The organism is Desulfoprunum benzoelyticum, from assembly GCF_014201505.1.
Lineage (GTDB): Bacteria > Desulfobacterota > Desulfobulbia > Desulfobulbales > Desulfocapsaceae > Desulfoprunum > Desulfoprunum benzoelyticum.
Window position 1 is genome coordinate 295680 of the sequence record NZ_JACHEO010000002.1, and the last position, 14293, is coordinate 309972.

The 14293-nt window shown below is 62.0% G+C and carries 10 protein-coding genes; 9 read left to right on the plus strand and 1 reads right to left on the minus strand.

Going from position 1 to position 14293, the window contains the following annotated elements; all coding sequences use genetic code 11:
- The 8 genes from HNQ81_RS03820 (at position 1) to HNQ81_RS03855 (ending at position 11320) form a co-directional block, all read left to right on the plus strand.
- Positions 1-1173, plus strand: a complete 1173-nt coding sequence (locus HNQ81_RS03820; RefSeq protein WP_183348470.1) for a thiolase family protein — start codon at positions 1-3, stop codon at positions 1171-1173.
- Positions 1174-1197: 24 nt separating this feature from the next.
- The gene (locus tag HNQ81_RS03825; RefSeq protein WP_183348472.1) at positions 1198-2976 is read left to right on the plus strand and encodes an acyl-CoA dehydrogenase FadE; all 1779 of its coding nucleotides are present in this window, start codon (positions 1198-1200) and stop codon (positions 2974-2976) included.
- A gap of 173 nt (positions 2977-3149) precedes the next feature.
- Positions 3150-4091: an MBL fold metallo-hydrolase gene (locus tag HNQ81_RS03830; RefSeq protein ID WP_183348474.1), complete on the plus strand. Its 942-nt coding sequence runs from the start codon at positions 3150-3152 to the stop codon at positions 4089-4091.
- 10 nt (positions 4092-4101) lie between these two features.
- The gene (locus HNQ81_RS03835) at positions 4102-6102 is read left to right on the plus strand and encodes an oxidoreductase (protein WP_183348476.1); all 2001 of its coding nucleotides are present in this window, start codon (positions 4102-4104) and stop codon (positions 6100-6102) included.
- Positions 6099-6617 (plus strand): DUF4442 domain-containing protein, encoded by a 519-nt coding sequence (locus tag HNQ81_RS03840; RefSeq protein WP_183348478.1) that lies wholly within the window; start codon positions 6099-6101, stop codon positions 6615-6617. Before HNQ81_RS03835 ends, HNQ81_RS03840 begins: the two co-directional genes overlap by 4 nt.
- A gap of 57 nt (positions 6618-6674) precedes the next feature.
- Positions 6675-8384 (plus strand): acyl-CoA dehydrogenase family protein, encoded by a 1710-nt coding sequence (locus HNQ81_RS03845; protein WP_183348480.1) that lies wholly within the window; start codon positions 6675-6677, stop codon positions 8382-8384.
- Positions 8385-8408: 24 nt separating this feature from the next.
- Positions 8409-9587 carry a 4Fe-4S dicluster domain-containing protein gene (locus HNQ81_RS17905; protein WP_183348482.1) on the plus strand — a complete coding sequence of 393 codons (1179 nt, stop codon included), beginning with the start codon at positions 8409-8411 and terminating at the stop codon, positions 9585-9587.
- A gap of 80 nt (positions 9588-9667) precedes the next feature.
- Positions 9668-11320, plus strand: coding sequence for a fatty acid--CoA ligase (locus HNQ81_RS03855; protein WP_183348483.1), 1653 nt, complete (start codon positions 9668-9670; stop codon positions 11318-11320).
- A 93-nt stretch (positions 11321-11413) separates the two neighbouring features.
- On the opposite strand, the gene HNQ81_RS03860 is transcribed toward HNQ81_RS03855, so the two are convergent.
- Positions 11414-11812, minus strand: coding sequence for a helix-turn-helix domain-containing protein (locus tag HNQ81_RS03860; RefSeq protein ID WP_183348484.1), 399 nt, complete (start codon positions 11810-11812; stop codon positions 11414-11416).
- A gap of 473 nt (positions 11813-12285) precedes the next feature.
- On the opposite strand from HNQ81_RS03860, the gene HNQ81_RS03865 reads away from it, so the two are divergent.
- Positions 12286-14271, plus strand: a complete 1986-nt coding sequence (locus HNQ81_RS03865; RefSeq protein WP_183348485.1) for a heterodisulfide reductase-related iron-sulfur binding cluster — start codon at positions 12286-12288, stop codon at positions 14269-14271.
- Positions 14272-14293: the final 22 nt, after the last annotated feature.

Below are 14293 nucleotides of genomic sequence, written 5' to 3' on the forward strand. Positions count from 1 at the left end.
ATGAAAAAAGCATATATTCTGGCAAGTTACCGGACTCCTGGCTGCCGCGCCAAGAAGGGCAAGTTCAAGGACGTACGGCCTGACGATCTGGCCACCCTGGCGATCAAGGGACTGGTCGAACGATCCGGCATCGACCCGGCTACCGTCGACGACGTCTACATCGGCTGCGCCTTCCCCGAGGCCGAGCAGGGCATGAACCTCGGCCGCATCGCCGCCCTCAAGGCCGGCCTGCCGGTGGAGGTGCCGGGGCAGACCATCAACCGTTTCTGCTCCTCCGGCCTGCAGACCATCGCGATGGCGGCGGAGCGGGTCATGCTCGGCTTTGACGACTGCATCATCGCCGGCGGCGCCGAATCGATGTCCAGCGTGCCGATGGGCGGGCTGAAATACTCCGCCAATCCGGGAATGATGGTCGATTGGCCCGAGTCGTACTCGTCGATGGGAGTGACCGCCGAACTGGTGGCCGAGCAGTACGGCATCGACCGGGCGATGATGGACACCTTTGCCGCCGCCAGCCATCAGAAGGCCGCCGCGGCGATCGCCGAAGGCCGGTTTACCGATGAGATCATCCCGGTGGAGATCGAAAAAGAGACCCTGGTCGGTGGCAAGATCAAACGGGTCAAGGAGCTGGTCTCCGTCGACGACGGCGTTCGCCCCGGCACCACGGTCGAGACCCTGGCCAAGCTGCGACCGGTGTTCAAGATCGGCGGCCCGGTGACCGCCGGCAACTCGTCGCAGACGACCGACGGCGCCGCCTTCTCGCTGGTGGTGTCGGAGGAGTACCTGCAACGGCTCGGCAAGGACCCGATGGCCCGTTTTATCGCCTTTGCGGTCAAGGGCGTGCCGCCCGAGGTCATGGGCATCGGCCCGATCGCCGCGATCCCGGCGGCGCTGAAGCTGGCCGGAATGAAACTGGAAGACATCGACCTGTTCGAGCTCAACGAGGCCTTTGCCGCCCAGGCCCTGGCCTGCATCAAGACGCTCGGCATCAATCCCGAGATCACCAACGTCAACGGCGGGGCCATCGCCCTCGGCCACCCCCTGGGCTGCACCGGCGCCAAGTTGACGGCGACCCTGCTGCACGAGATGGGTCGGCGCAAGTCCCGGTACGGTATCGTTTCGATGTGCATCGGCGGCGGCATGGGCGCAGCCGGAATCTTCGAGAGACTATAAATTCAAATTACAGGAGTTACCACCATGGCGGCACATATAGCAAAAGGCGGCGAGTACCTGATCGCCGAAACGGTCTGTACTGATATCTTCACCCCCGAGGATTTCACCGATGAGCAGCGCTCGATGGCCGATACCACCGAGCAGTTCGTGGCCAATGAGATCATGCCCAATATCGACGAGATCGAGCACCAGAATTTCGCTCTTGTTGTCGAGAAGATGAAAAAATGCGGCGAACTCGGCCTGTTGATGATGGATGCGCCGGAAGAGTACGGCGGTCTCGAACTCGACAAGGCCTCGACGATGCTCGTCGCCGAAAAGATATCCTATGCCGGCTCATTCTCGGTATCCTTCTCGGCCCACACCGGCATCGGCACCCTGCCGCTGATTTACTACGGTACCACGGCCCAGAAAGAGAAGTACCTCGGCAGAATCATCAGCGGTGAGTGGTGCGCCGCCTACTGCCTGACCGAACCGGGTTCGGGCAGCGACGCCCTTGGCGCCCAGGCCACCGCCATCCTGTCGGAGGACGGTAAGCACTACATCCTCAATGGTACCAAGCAGTTCATCACCAACGGCGGCTTTGCCAACCTGTTCACGATCTTCGCCAAGATCGACAAAGAGCATTTCACCGCCTTCCTGGTGGAAAAGGATTTCCCCGGCCTCGTCGTCGGTCCCGAGGAGAAGAAGCTGGGGATCAAGGGGTCGTCCACCACCCAGATCATCCTCGATAATTGCAAGGTGCCGGTGGAGAACCTGCTCGGCGAGATCGGCAAGGGCCACAAGATCGCCTTCAACGTCCTCAACGTCGGCCGCTTCAAGCTCGGGGCCGCGGTCACCGGCGCCGCCAAGATGGCCCTTTCGGTCGGCATCAAGTACGCCAACGAGCGGACCCAGTTCAAGCGCCGGATCAGCAGTTTCGGCGCCATCGCCGAGAAGATCGCCGATCTCAACGTCGACATCTTCGCCTCCGAGTCCCTGGTCTACCGTCTTGCCGGACTGCTCGACCGCAAACTCGAGACCATCGAGAAGGGAGGGGCGAACTATTATGACGAGTACCAGAAGGGGATCGAGGAGTATGCCTCCGAGTGCGGCATCGCCAAGGTCTTCTGCAGCGAGGTCCTGGCCAGAACCGTCGATGAGGTCGTCCAGATTCACGGCGGCTACGGTTTCGTCAGCGACTACCCGGCCGAACGCTTCTACCGCGACGAGCGGATCAACCGGATCTTCGAGGGCACCAACGAGATCAACCGCCTGCTGATCCCCGGCATGATCCTGCGCAAGGCGATGAAGGGCGAACTGCCGCTGCAGGCCCATGCGATGAAGGCCTTCGAGTCGCTGATGACCCCGAGTTTCGAGGAGATCGACGAGGATCAGCTCTTCGCCCGGGAAAAGGCCCTGCTGAACAATCTCAAGACATTGTTCCTGATCCTGTCCGGCATCGGCGTCCAGAAGTATATGGACAAGATCGCCGACGAGCAGGAGATCCTCATCGCCGCCGCCGATATGGCGATCCAGATCTTCGCTCTCGAGAGCGCGGTTCTGCGGGCCGAGAAGATCTATGCCGCATCGACGGCCCGCAAGCAGGAACTGCTGCAGGCGGCGGTCAAGGTCTTCGCCTTCACCGCCACCGAGGCGGTCGGGACGGCAGCGAAGAAGGGCGCGTTCTACATCGAGGAGGGCGACAACCTGACCATGGTCCTGTCCGGCATCCGGCGTTTTGCCAAGTATGACGCCACCGGCCTGCTCGCCGCCAAGCGGGCCCTGGCCAAGGCCGCCTGCGAGGAAGAGAAGTACCTTTTCTAGTCCCTGGGGAATATGCTCGACATGGATTGATACAGCATATTTCGTGAATGGGCCGGTCCCGCCCGTCGGGGCCGGCCCCTGCAAGCAGCCCGGGCACCGGTTACTCCTCCACGCGCCGGTCCCGGGCTGTCTTCAGGAATTTGTCCCTCTCGCAGATGCGGCAGCAGACACTGATGCAGATCATCCAGCACACCATCAACACTCCCTATATCGTCGGGCCGGTCCACTGCTATACGGCGGAACTGGGCGGCGACCTGGTCCTGTTCGACACCGGCCCCCCCACCGAGGAGGGCCGGCACTATCTGCAGAAGCATGTCGATCTTCAGCGTCTGCAGCACATCATCGTCACCCACTGCCATATCGACCACTACGGCCAGTTATTCTGGCTGTCGGAGCAGACCGATGCGGCGATCTATCTGCCCTACCGCGACAGCCTCAAGGTCGGCGACGAGCGGTTGATGGAACGGATGAGCGTCCTGCTGACGGAGATGGGGTTCGATGCCGAATATATCGCGTCGTTGCAGGAGTTTCTGCAGCGCAACGTTCTCTTTCCGCCTTTTCCCGAGGACTGTCTGATCGTCGAGCACGATTTGCCGGAGCATCTCGGCATAACGGTCCTGAACTGCCCGGGTCACTCGCAGAGCGACCTGGTCTTGGTCGGCGACGAGTGGGCGGTGACCGGCGACATCCTGCTGCGCGGCATCTTCCAGTCGCCGCTGCTCGATATCGATCTTCAGAGCGGCGGTCGCTTCCGGAACTACGAGGCCTACTGCGCAACGCTGCTGAAGCTGGCCGACCTGCGTGACAAGCGGATCCTGCCGGGGCATCGGTACACGGTCGAGAGCGTCGATACCTGCATCCGCTTCTATGTCGCCAAGATGCTGCAGCGGGTCGAGCAGCTGCGGCCCTATCGCCGTGAGGAGAATATCGCTGCGATCATTGAGAAGCTTTTCGGGGGGACGATGACCGAGTTGTTTTATGTCTACCTCAAGGCCTCGGAGATCGTTTTCATGAAGGATTTTCTCGAACAGCCGCAGCAGCTGCGGGAGTCGCTCGAAGCGATCGGGCTGTTCGATGACATGGCCGAGCACTTCTGTCGTGCCGTCGGCCTGTAAGGAGACACACATGTCCGATTCCCTGTTTACGCCGATCGCGATCGGCGGCCTCTCCATCAAGAACCGCATCCTCATGCCGGCGATGCATATGAATATGTGCCGGAACTTCGAGGTCAGCGACCGGCTCATCCGTTTCTATCGCGAACGGGCCGAAGGCGGCGCCGGGGCGATTGTCGTCGGTTATGCCACCGTTGATGAATATTCGGGGGGGCCGGGCAATATCGGCTGTCACCACGACGATCACATCCCCGGCCTGACGCGGCTGGCGGCCGCAATCAAGGAAGGTGGGGCCCGGGCGGGGATCCAGTTGAACCACGCCGGTCGCTACAACCCCTCCTTCTTCCTCGGCGGCCGATCGGCGGTGGCGCCGTCGGCGGTGCCCTCGCGCCTGACCCGCGAGACTCCGCGGGAATTGAACGGCGACGAGATCGCGGCGACGATACGTCGCTTTGCCGACGCCGCCGGGCGGGCCAGGGAGGCGGGGTACGATCTGGTCGAACTCCTGGCCGGGACCGGCTACCTGATCAGCTCCTTCCTCTCGCCGCTGACCAATAAGCGGGAGGATGGCTACGGCGGCAGCCTCGAGAACCGGATGCGGTTCGGACTCGAGGTGCTGGAGGCGATAAAGGCGCGTCTTGGCGGAAAGGTTCCGGTCATCGTCCGGGTCAACGGTAACGACTTCATGGAGGGCGGCATCGGTCGTCCCGAGCAGCAGGCCTTTGCCGCCGCCCTGGTCGCCGCCGGCGCCGATGCCGTCAGCATCAACGTCGGCTGGCATGAGGCCCAGGTGCCGCAGATCGTCGCCAAGGTGCCGCGCGGGATCTTTGCCTACATGGCCCGCGACATCAAAAAACAGGTGGCGGTGCCGATCATTGCCGGCCACCGGATCAACGACCCGCAGACCGCCCGGCGCCTGCTGAACGAGGGGTTCTGCGACCTGGTCGCCGTCGGCCGGGCCCTGATCGCCGATCCCCGTTTCCCGGAAAAGGCGGCGGCCGGTCACGACGACCGGATCGTCCACTGCGTCGCCTGCGCGCAGGGATGCTTCGACCATATCTTCAAGAACAAGGCGGTGGAATGCCTGTGCAATCCCCGGGCCGGCCATGAGAACGAGGAGATGGATCCGGCCGCCGTACCGAAGCAGGTCATGGTGATCGGCGGCGGCGCGGCCGGGATGTTTGCCGCCATTGCCGCCGCCGAAAAAGGCCACAGGGTGACCCTGCATGAAGCCGGCCTGCGGCTGGGCGGTCAGCTGCGTCTGGCCGGCCGCCCTCCCGGGCGGGAGGAGTTTCTGGTTCTCGCCGATGACCTGGAGCGGCAACTGGCCACAGCCGGTGTCGAGGTCAGGATGCAGTCGAGCGTCGATCGCCGGCTGCTTGAGCTGCAACGTCCCGATGTCCTGGTCCTGGCCACGGGCGGCGAGCCGATCGTGCCGCCGATCCCCGGCGTGGACCTGCCCCATGTGGTCCAGGCCTGGGATATCCTTGCCGGCACCCGAGCGGCGGGACGAACGGTGGCGGTCCTCGGCGGCGGTGCGGTCGGGGTTGAAACGGCGCTGCTGCTCGCCGAGGAGGGGACGCTCTCCGGCGACGAGTTGAAATTCCTGCTGGTCCACGGGGCCGAGAAACCCGAAGAACTGCTGCGGCTGGCCACCGAACACGACCGTGAGATCCAGCTGATCGAGATGACCGGTGCGATCGGCGCCAACTTCGGTAAGACCACCCGCTGGGGTATGCTCCAGGACGTCGAACGCTATGGCATCAAGCCGCTGGTCGGGGCCAAAGTCCTGGCCATCACCCCGACCGGCCTGCAATTTGAGCAGGGAGAGCAAATCGTCGACCTGGAGGTCGAGACGGTCGTGCTGGCGGTCGGCACCAGGGCCCGCACTTCCCTCCAGCAGGTCGCCGAGGAACTCGGGCTGCGCTGTCTGGCGGTAGGTGATGCCGTGACCCCCGGCACCGTGTTCGAAGCCAGCCATCAAGGGTGGCAGGCCGGGAGGACCATTGAATGAACGGTTTCGCCCTGCTGCCGAAACTGACCGCCCGGGCCAAAACCTCTCCCGGGTGGTTGCGGCTGCTCAACCTCCTGCTCGGCCGGATCATCCCCTTCAACCGGCCGCACGGGTTTGTCATCGAGGAACTGCGGGACAACTATCTGCGCACCACCGCCCCCTATCGCCGCAGCAACCACAACCATCTGCGCGGCATCCACGCCTGTGCCATCGCCACCATCGCCGAGTTTTCCGGCGGCTACCTGCTGCTCAGCCGCCTCGACCCCCGGAAGTACCGGCTGATCATGTCGCGGATCGAGGTCGATTATGTCTACCAGGCCAAGGACCGGATCGTGTCGGAAAGCGATCTGCCCGAGGAGCGGCTGCAGCGGGAGATCATCGAGCCCCTGCAGGAACAGGAGGCGGTCACCATCCGGATGGAGAGCCGGATCAGCGATGTCCAGGGCAACCGGATCGCCACCGCCGTCACGATCTGGCAGGTCAAGGGCTGGGACCTGGTACGGACCAGAATCTGAACTCAACCAGAGATGGGTGGCGGCCCGGCTGAAGCTGCTGCCGAAAGGAGAATGACAATGCTGCTGTTCAACCCGCAAGACTACCACCGCGACCATGCCGACCCGGAATCGCGGCAGCTCGTCGAGAAAACGATCGCCTTCTTCGAGAACAAGGGCCTGCGCCGGATCAAGGAGGATGACCAGGCGATGGTCTGGTATGAAGATTTCCTGAACTTTATCAAGGAGGAAGGGATCTTCGCCAAGCTGCTGACCCCGGTCGCCTACGCTGAGGGAGACCCGGGCCGGCGCTGGGACATGTGGCGGATCAGCGAGTTCAACGAGGTCCTCGCCTTTTACGGTCTCTGCTACTGGTACGCCTGGCAGGTGACGATCCTCGGCCTGGGGCCGATCTGGATGGGGAGCAACGAGGGGGCCAAACAACGGACGGCACGATTGCTGGCGGCGGGCGGGGTCTTCGCCTTCGGCCTCTCCGAGAGGGCCCACGGCGCCGATCTCTACTCCACCGAGACGACCCTGACCCCGGCCGGCGACGGCCGCTGGCTGGCCAACGGTTCCAAATACTATATCGGCAACGGCAACTGCGCCGCTCTGGTCTCGACCTTCGGCAGGATCGCCGGGACCGGCGAATACGTCTTTTTCGTCGTCGATCCGCAGCAGCCGCAATACCAATGCGTGAAGAAAATCGATACCTCGGGGGTCCGCCAGGCGTACGTCGCCGAATACAGCCTGCACGATTACCCGGTGGGTGAGGCCGACATTCTGTCCCGCGGCGAACTGGCCTGGAACTCGTCGCTCAACACCATCAACGTCGGCAAGTTCGAGCTCGGCTGCGCCTCGATCGGCATCTGCACCCATGCCTTCTACGAGGCCCTCAACCATGCCGCCGGCCGCAATCTCTATGGCCGCTACGTCACCGATTTTCCGCATGTCCGGCGTCTCTTCACCGAGGCCTACGCCCGCCTGACGGCAATGAAGCTCTTCGCGATGCGGGCCGCCGATTACATGCGGGCGGCGAGTGACGACGACCGCCGCTACCTCCTCTTCAACCCGATCGTGAAGATGAAGGTCACCGGTCAGGGGGAGAAGGTCATCGCCCTGCTGCACGAGGTCATCGCCGCCCGGGGATACGAGCAGGACACCTACTTCGAGATGGCCCTGCGCGATATCGGCATGCTGCCCAAGCTCGAGGGCACCGAGCATGTCAACATGGCGCTGATCATCAAGTTCGTCAAAAACTACTTTTTTGATCCCCGGGACTATCCGGAGGTGCCGCGGCGGGCCGAGGCCGGCGACGACGGCTACCTCTTCCGCCAGAGAACCGGCGCTCTGGCGCAGGTGCGCTTCCCCGATTACCGGCTGGCCTATGCCGGCGTCGAATCACTGAACGTCGCCGTCTTCCGCGACCAGGTCGAGCTGTTCCGCCGCCTGCTGCTGCAGGCGCCGCCGACTCCGGAACAGGTCGGCAATATCGACTACATGCTGGCCGCGGGCCAGCTCTTCACGCTGATCGTCTATGCCCAGCTGATTCTGGAAAACGCCATGATCCATCAGCTCGACCCCGATCTCCGCGACCAGATATTCGCCTTCCTGATCAGCGACTTCTCGACCTTCGCCCTGCAGATGAATCTCAATTATGAAAATACGGCGGAGCAGGGAGCAATCTACTCCTCAATGATGCAAAAACCTGTTATGAACAAGGATTCGGCGGCCCGCGTCTGGGCAGAGCAGGTCTATGCCCTGCGGGACCGCTATACGATGCATGAATGATAGCAACAGCAAGGGGATACAGGCGTGGGTCACCATCATGAAGGCAAGAGCGATATCGTCCCGCTGATCGACCGGCTCAACCGCTATCCGATCGGATTGCCCGACAGCGAGACCCTGCGCCGGATCCTGGCGATCCTTTTTTCCGCCGACGAGGCCTACGTCGCCTCCCGTTTTCCCCTCACCGAGGCGACACTGACCGAACTCGTGCGGGCGACCGGCTGGGAACGGGAGCGGCTGACTCCCGTCCTCGAGAACATGGCCGACAAGGGCCTGATCATGGATCTGGTGTACGGCCATCGCACCTATTACCTGCTGCTGCCCGGGCTCATCGGTTTCTTCGAGTTCACCTTCATGAAACAGCGTCAGGACCTGCCGGTCGCGGAACTGGCCCAGCTGATGCATGAATACCTGTTCGAGGACCCGGACAACCGGATGGGCCGGGAATTCTTCGGCGGCGCCACGCCCTTGACCCGGGCCCTGCCGTATGAGGAGCATATCCCGGTCGAATCGGTCGTCACCACCTGGGAAAGCGCCCGCGAGATCATCCGTCGGGCCGGGTACGGCGCCGTCGGCATGTGCTACTGCCGCCACAAGAAGGAACATCTCGGCAAGACATGCGACAAGGGGGCCCCGACGAGGGAGATCTGCATCTCGCTCGGCAGCGCCGCCCGGTTCATGGTCCGTCGCGGTTTCGCCGAGGAGCGCTCGGTTGCGGAGCTGCTGGCGGTCATCGATCGGGCCAGGGACCTGCGTCTGACCCACATCACCGACAATATCCGCCACAAACCCTCCTTTATCTGCAACTGCTGTTCCTGCTGCTGCGAACTGCTGGGCGGGGTGATGCGGGGCTTTCCGAACGGTATCGCCAAGAGCGGGTACACCATTGCCGGCGACACCGAAAAATGTCTCGGCTGCGGCCTCTGCGCCAAGGCCTGCAATGTCCAGGCAATAGAGGTGGTCGGCGGCGACAACGGCAGCAGAAAGAAACGGATGCAGGTCAAGGCCGGCCACTGCCTGGGGTGCGGCGCCTGTATCCCGGCCTGCCCGACGGGGGCGCTGTCGTTGGTGCCGGCCGCCCGGGCACCGGTGCCGGAGAAAAAGAAGGATCTTTTTGTCCGGATACTCAAGGACAAAAAACGGTTCTCCCCCTACGTCGTCGCCGGCATGAAGGCCAAACTGGGGCGGATGTTCGGCCTGGGATGATCTTCTTGGCCGGGAGCCAAGGAATACAGGCGCGAGAGTTGGTCTCGCGTTAAGACACTATTGATTCAGAAGAGGATATCATGACAGAGCGAACGTATGCTGCCGGCCAGGCCTACACCTACCCCCTCATCATCAAGAAACTGCTGCAGACGGCGTTGGTCAACGCCACCGACGAGGAGATTGTCTACCGCGGCGAGCAGCGTTATTCCTATCGCGATCTCAACACCCGCATTCACCGGCTGGCCGGCGGGTTGACCGCACTGGGGTTGAAACCGGGCGAGGTGGCGGCAGTCTTCGACTATGACAGCCCCCGCTATCTCGAATGCTTTTTCGCCATCCCGATGATGGGATCGGTGCTGCAGACCGCCAACTGGCGGTTGTCCACCGACCAGATCGTCTACACGATCAACCACGCCGAGGCCTCGGTCATCATCTTCAACAGTGATTTCATGCCGATAATCGAGGCGATCAGGCCGGCGTTGACCACGGTGCGAAAGTACATAATGATCCGTGAAGGGGAGAGTACGGCCGATGCCTTCCGTTTTGACGGCGAATATGAGGCGATGCTCCAGAGTGCGGACGATCATTTCGATTTTCCGGACCTGGATGAGAATACCCGGGCCACGACCTTCTACACCACCGGTACGACCGGCGACCCGAAAGGGGTTTACTTCACCCACCGTCAGTTGGTGCTGCACTCGATGTCGCTGGCGATCGCCGCCGGCAGTTACGACAACGAGGGGCGTTTTCGCTCGAACGACGTCTACATGCCGTTGACCCCGATGTTCCATGTCCATGCCTGGGGCGTACCCTACGTCGCGACGATGCTCGCCACCAAGCAGGTCTATCCCGGCCGCTACGAGCCGAAGAAGATCCTCGAGTTGATTCGGAGCGAGAAAGTCACCTTCTCTCACTGCGTGCCGACGATCCTGCAGATGCTGATGACCGATCCGGACTGTCGTTTGACCGATATGTCGAACTGGAAGGTCATCATCGGCGGCTCCAAGCTCTCCAAGGGCCAGGCCAAGGCCGCCCGCGCCCTGGGGATGACGGTGTTCACCGGCTACGGCATGTCAGAGACCTGTCCGATCATCTCCCTCGCCCTGCCGAAAAAATACATGGCCGATTGGGACGATGACCGAATCCTCGATGTTATCACCAAGACCGGCGTCCCGATTCCGCTGGTCGAGATCGAGGTCGTCGACGAGGAGGACCGGCCCAAGCCGCACGACGGGGAGACCTCCGGCGAAGTGGTGTTCCGGGCGCCGTGGCTGACCGAGGGCTACCACAAATCACCGGAGAAGACGAGGGAGTTGTGGCGCAACGGCTATCTGCACTCGGGCGATGTCGGCCACATCGATGGCGATGGCTACCTGCAGATCACCGACCGGATCAAGGATGTCATCAAGAGCGGCGGCGAGTGGGTCAGTTCGCTCGATCTCGAGAATATCCTCAGTCAGCATGAGGCGGTTCTCGAGTCGGCCGCCATCGGCATTGCCGACGCCAAGTGGGGCGAGCGGCCGCTGATGCTGGTCGTCCTCAAGGATATGTTCAAGGGGCAGGTAACCGAAGGGGATTTGAAGGCCTACATGAAACAGGCGGTGAAAGAAGGGCGTCTGCCCGGTTATGGTGTCCCGGACAATATCGTGCTGCTGGATGCCCTGCCGAAGACCAGTGTCGGCAAACTCAACAAGAAACAGATGCGTCTCGATTTCACCGGTCCTGTGATGTAGAAGGGAGAGCGAACTGCGACCGCCCGGCGGGGAGGATTCCAGGGGAATCCACGTCGCCGGGCGGCATAAGAAGTGCGCGCCGATCCGCGGTCGTCAGTTCGTATCGGCCTTGGCGAGCAGGTCGGTGATACGAACCCGGTATTCGACAATGTCCTGACGTAATGACGAAAGACTGGCGATCTTGTCGTCGACCTTGGCGATGTGCTGATCGAGGATCTCGATCAGTTTCGGGGTGATGGTTTTGAAATTCTGGGCGTTTATATCGAAAATATTGGACAGTTCCTGGATCTCTTTGAGTGAAACGCCCATATCTTTCAGTTTGAGGATGAATTTGAGGCGCAGGATGTCGTCTCGGGTGTAGGTTCGGGTCCCGCCTATCAGTCGGTTCGATTTGCCCATGACGCCGATCTCTTCATAGTAGCGGATGGTACGGGTGGTGATCCCGAGTGTTTTTGCCAGTGCGCCGATTTGGACTGATTCTTGGGAATTCATGATCTTTCCTTTCAGGAGTTCACGCTCCGGCATCTCTGTATGGCAGCGTCACAGCAAACCTCAAGAGCCTGTCTCCAATGAAGGTCGCTGTTCCATACGATGTTTTACCTTTACGTAATCTATGGACTCACCATAGCATGCTTTTTCCTGGTATGTCAAATTTTTTATTTTTTGAAAAATAGAGTTAAACCATGGAGATGGTTTATAAAGTCAAAGAATGGAGGGAAAAATCTTGACCCTTACGTAAACTTTAGATATATAGGCAAAAGAATAAACCAGATCCCCGCGGCGCACGATGTTCGGCATGGAAGGAAGGAGTTTGCCGTCACAGAAGAACGGCGGATGAGGCGTGACGCCAAAATCGCCGGGATCCACGCACAAACAGGCGAGATCCGGCGGCAGGTCATCGGCACGGCCCTGACCCGCTGAAGGCGGCAACGAGAGGAATGAACGGTTCGATGATGGAGACAACGATGGAATTCACACGTGAGATTTACTGGAATGTCGGCCATGGCGCGGCTACCCTGGTGCCGATGTACCTGCTGGTAATCATCGCCCTGGCGGTACTGGTGTATGGTTTCCGGCAGCGGATGGCGGTATACCGGCAGGGCCTGCCGCTCGATCGCACCGACCAGCTGGGGGAGCGGGTGGTCGCGATGCTGAAGAATGTCCTGCTGCAGACGAAGGTCACGCGGGTCCTCTGGCCCGGCCTGCTGCACGGCCTGTTCTTCTGGGGCTTCTTCCTGCTGCTGATCGGTACGACCCTGATCGTCATCCAGGCCGATTTTACCGACCTGCTGTTCGATATCAAGTTCCTTACGGGCACCTTCTACAAGATCTTCTCGATCGTTCTCGATCTCGCCGGCCTGGTCGCCATCGTCATGCTCGGCGGGCTGCTGTTCCGACGCTACGTCCTCAAACCGGAGGGGCTGATCACCAAGCCCGACGACGCGATCATGCACGGCCTGATGCTGACCATCCTGATCACCGGCTTCGTCATCGAAGGGGCGAGGATGGCGGTCACCGAAATGGGGACGCCGCTGGCCCCGTGGTCGCCGGTCGGCATGGCCTTTGCCGGTCTGCTGTCGGGGGCCGGGGAAGAGACCCTGCTGACGATTCACAAACTGACCTGGTGGTTCCACCTGCTGCTGGTCATGGTCTTTATCGGGCTGATCCCCTTCACCAAGTTCCGCCACATCCTGACCACCAGTGCCAACTACCTCTTCGCCGATCGCGGGCCCAAGGGCAAGCTGGTCAGCCTCGACCTCGAGAACGAGGCGTCCGAGACCTTCGGCGCCACCAGTCTCAAAGAGTTGACCTGGAAAGATATCTTCGATGCCGACGCCTGCACCCTGTGCAAGCGCTGCCAGGACCGCTGCCCGGCCTATGCCACCGGCAAGCCGCTGTCGCCGATGACGGTCGTCAACCAGATCGGCGAGGCGGCCTTCACCGCCCCCGACAGCCAGCTGATCGAGCTGATCGGCCGGGATGTGCTGTGGTCCTGCACGACCTGCCGGGCCTGCCAGGAAATCTGTCCGGCAGCGATCGAGCATGTCGGCAAGATCGTCGAGCTGCGGCGGAGCATGGTGCTGATGGAGGGTGAATTCCCCGGCGACGAGGTCATGGCGGCGATGGAGGCCACCGAGGTCAACGGCAATCCGCTGGGCATCGGTTACGCCTCGCGCGGCGACTGGGCCGAGGGCCTGGGAGTCAAGACCGTCGGCGAGGACGGCGATGTCGACATCCTCTACTTCGTCGGCTGCTACGCCTCCTTCGACAAGCGTAACATCGCCGTCGCCCGCAGCTTCATCAAGCTCTGCCAGGCAGCCGGGGTGAGGGTCGGGATCCTCGGCAAAGAAGAGAAATGCTGCGGCGAGCCGATGCGGAAGATGGGCAACGAGTACCTCTACCAGACCCTGGCCACCGAGATGGTCGAGCTGATCAACGGCAGCGGGGTGAAGAAGGTCGTCACGACCTGCCCCCACTGCTACAACACCCTGGCCAAGGACTACCGCGATATGGGGCTGGAGGTGGAGGTCGAGACCTATACCGTCTTCCTGCAGGGGCTGCTCAATGCCGGCCGGCTGAAGATTGAGGCTCAGGGCCTGACCTGCACCTACCACGATTCCTGCTACCTCGGCCGCCACAACGATATCTACGACCCGCCGCGGGCCCTGATCCAGGCGGCCGGCGGCACGATCGTCGAGATGACGAAGAACCGGGCCGAGGCCTTCTGCTGCAGCGCCGGCGGCGGCCGGATCATGGCCGAGGAGAAGCTCGGCGAGCGGATCAATATCCGCCGGGTGCAGATGGCGACGGCCACCGGGGTCGGGGTGCTGGTGTCCAATTGCCCGTTCTGCCTGACGATGTTCGAAGACGGGGTCAAGGGAGCCGGTGTCGAAGAGTCGCTGCGCCCCCGGGATATTGCCGAGATTCTGGCGGAACGGATCGCGAAATAGGTTGCCGGCCGCTGCCGGCGAC

What these genes read in the sequence shown, in the direction of transcription:
- HNQ81_RS03835 (WP_183348476.1), top strand. Translation starts at nt 4,102, where the DNA reads ATGTCCGATTCCCTGTTTACGCCGATCGCGATCGGCGGCCTCTCCATC.
- HNQ81_RS03830 (WP_183348474.1), top strand. Translation starts at nt 3,150, where the DNA reads ATGCAGATCATCCAGCACACCATCAACACTCCCTATATCGTCGGGCCG.
- HNQ81_RS03840 (WP_183348478.1), top strand. Translation starts at nt 6,099, where the DNA reads ATGAACGGTTTCGCCCTGCTGCCGAAACTGACCGCCCGGGCCAAAACC.
- HNQ81_RS03845 (WP_183348480.1), top strand. Translation starts at nt 6,675, where the DNA reads ATGCTGCTGTTCAACCCGCAAGACTACCACCGCGACCATGCCGACCCG.
- HNQ81_RS03860 (WP_183348484.1), bottom strand. Translation starts at nt 11,812, where the DNA reads ATGAATTCCCAAGAATCAGTCCAAATCGGCGCACTGGCAAAAACACTC.
- HNQ81_RS03855 (WP_183348483.1), top strand. Translation starts at nt 9,668, where the DNA reads ATGACAGAGCGAACGTATGCTGCCGGCCAGGCCTACACCTACCCCCTC.
- HNQ81_RS03865 (WP_183348485.1), top strand. Translation starts at nt 12,286, where the DNA reads ATGGAATTCACACGTGAGATTTACTGGAATGTCGGCCATGGCGCGGCT.
- HNQ81_RS03825 (WP_183348472.1), top strand. Translation starts at nt 1,198, where the DNA reads ATGGCGGCACATATAGCAAAAGGCGGCGAGTACCTGATCGCCGAAACG.
- HNQ81_RS03820 (WP_183348470.1), top strand. Translation starts at nt 1, where the DNA reads ATGAAAAAAGCATATATTCTGGCAAGTTACCGGACTCCTGGCTGCCGC.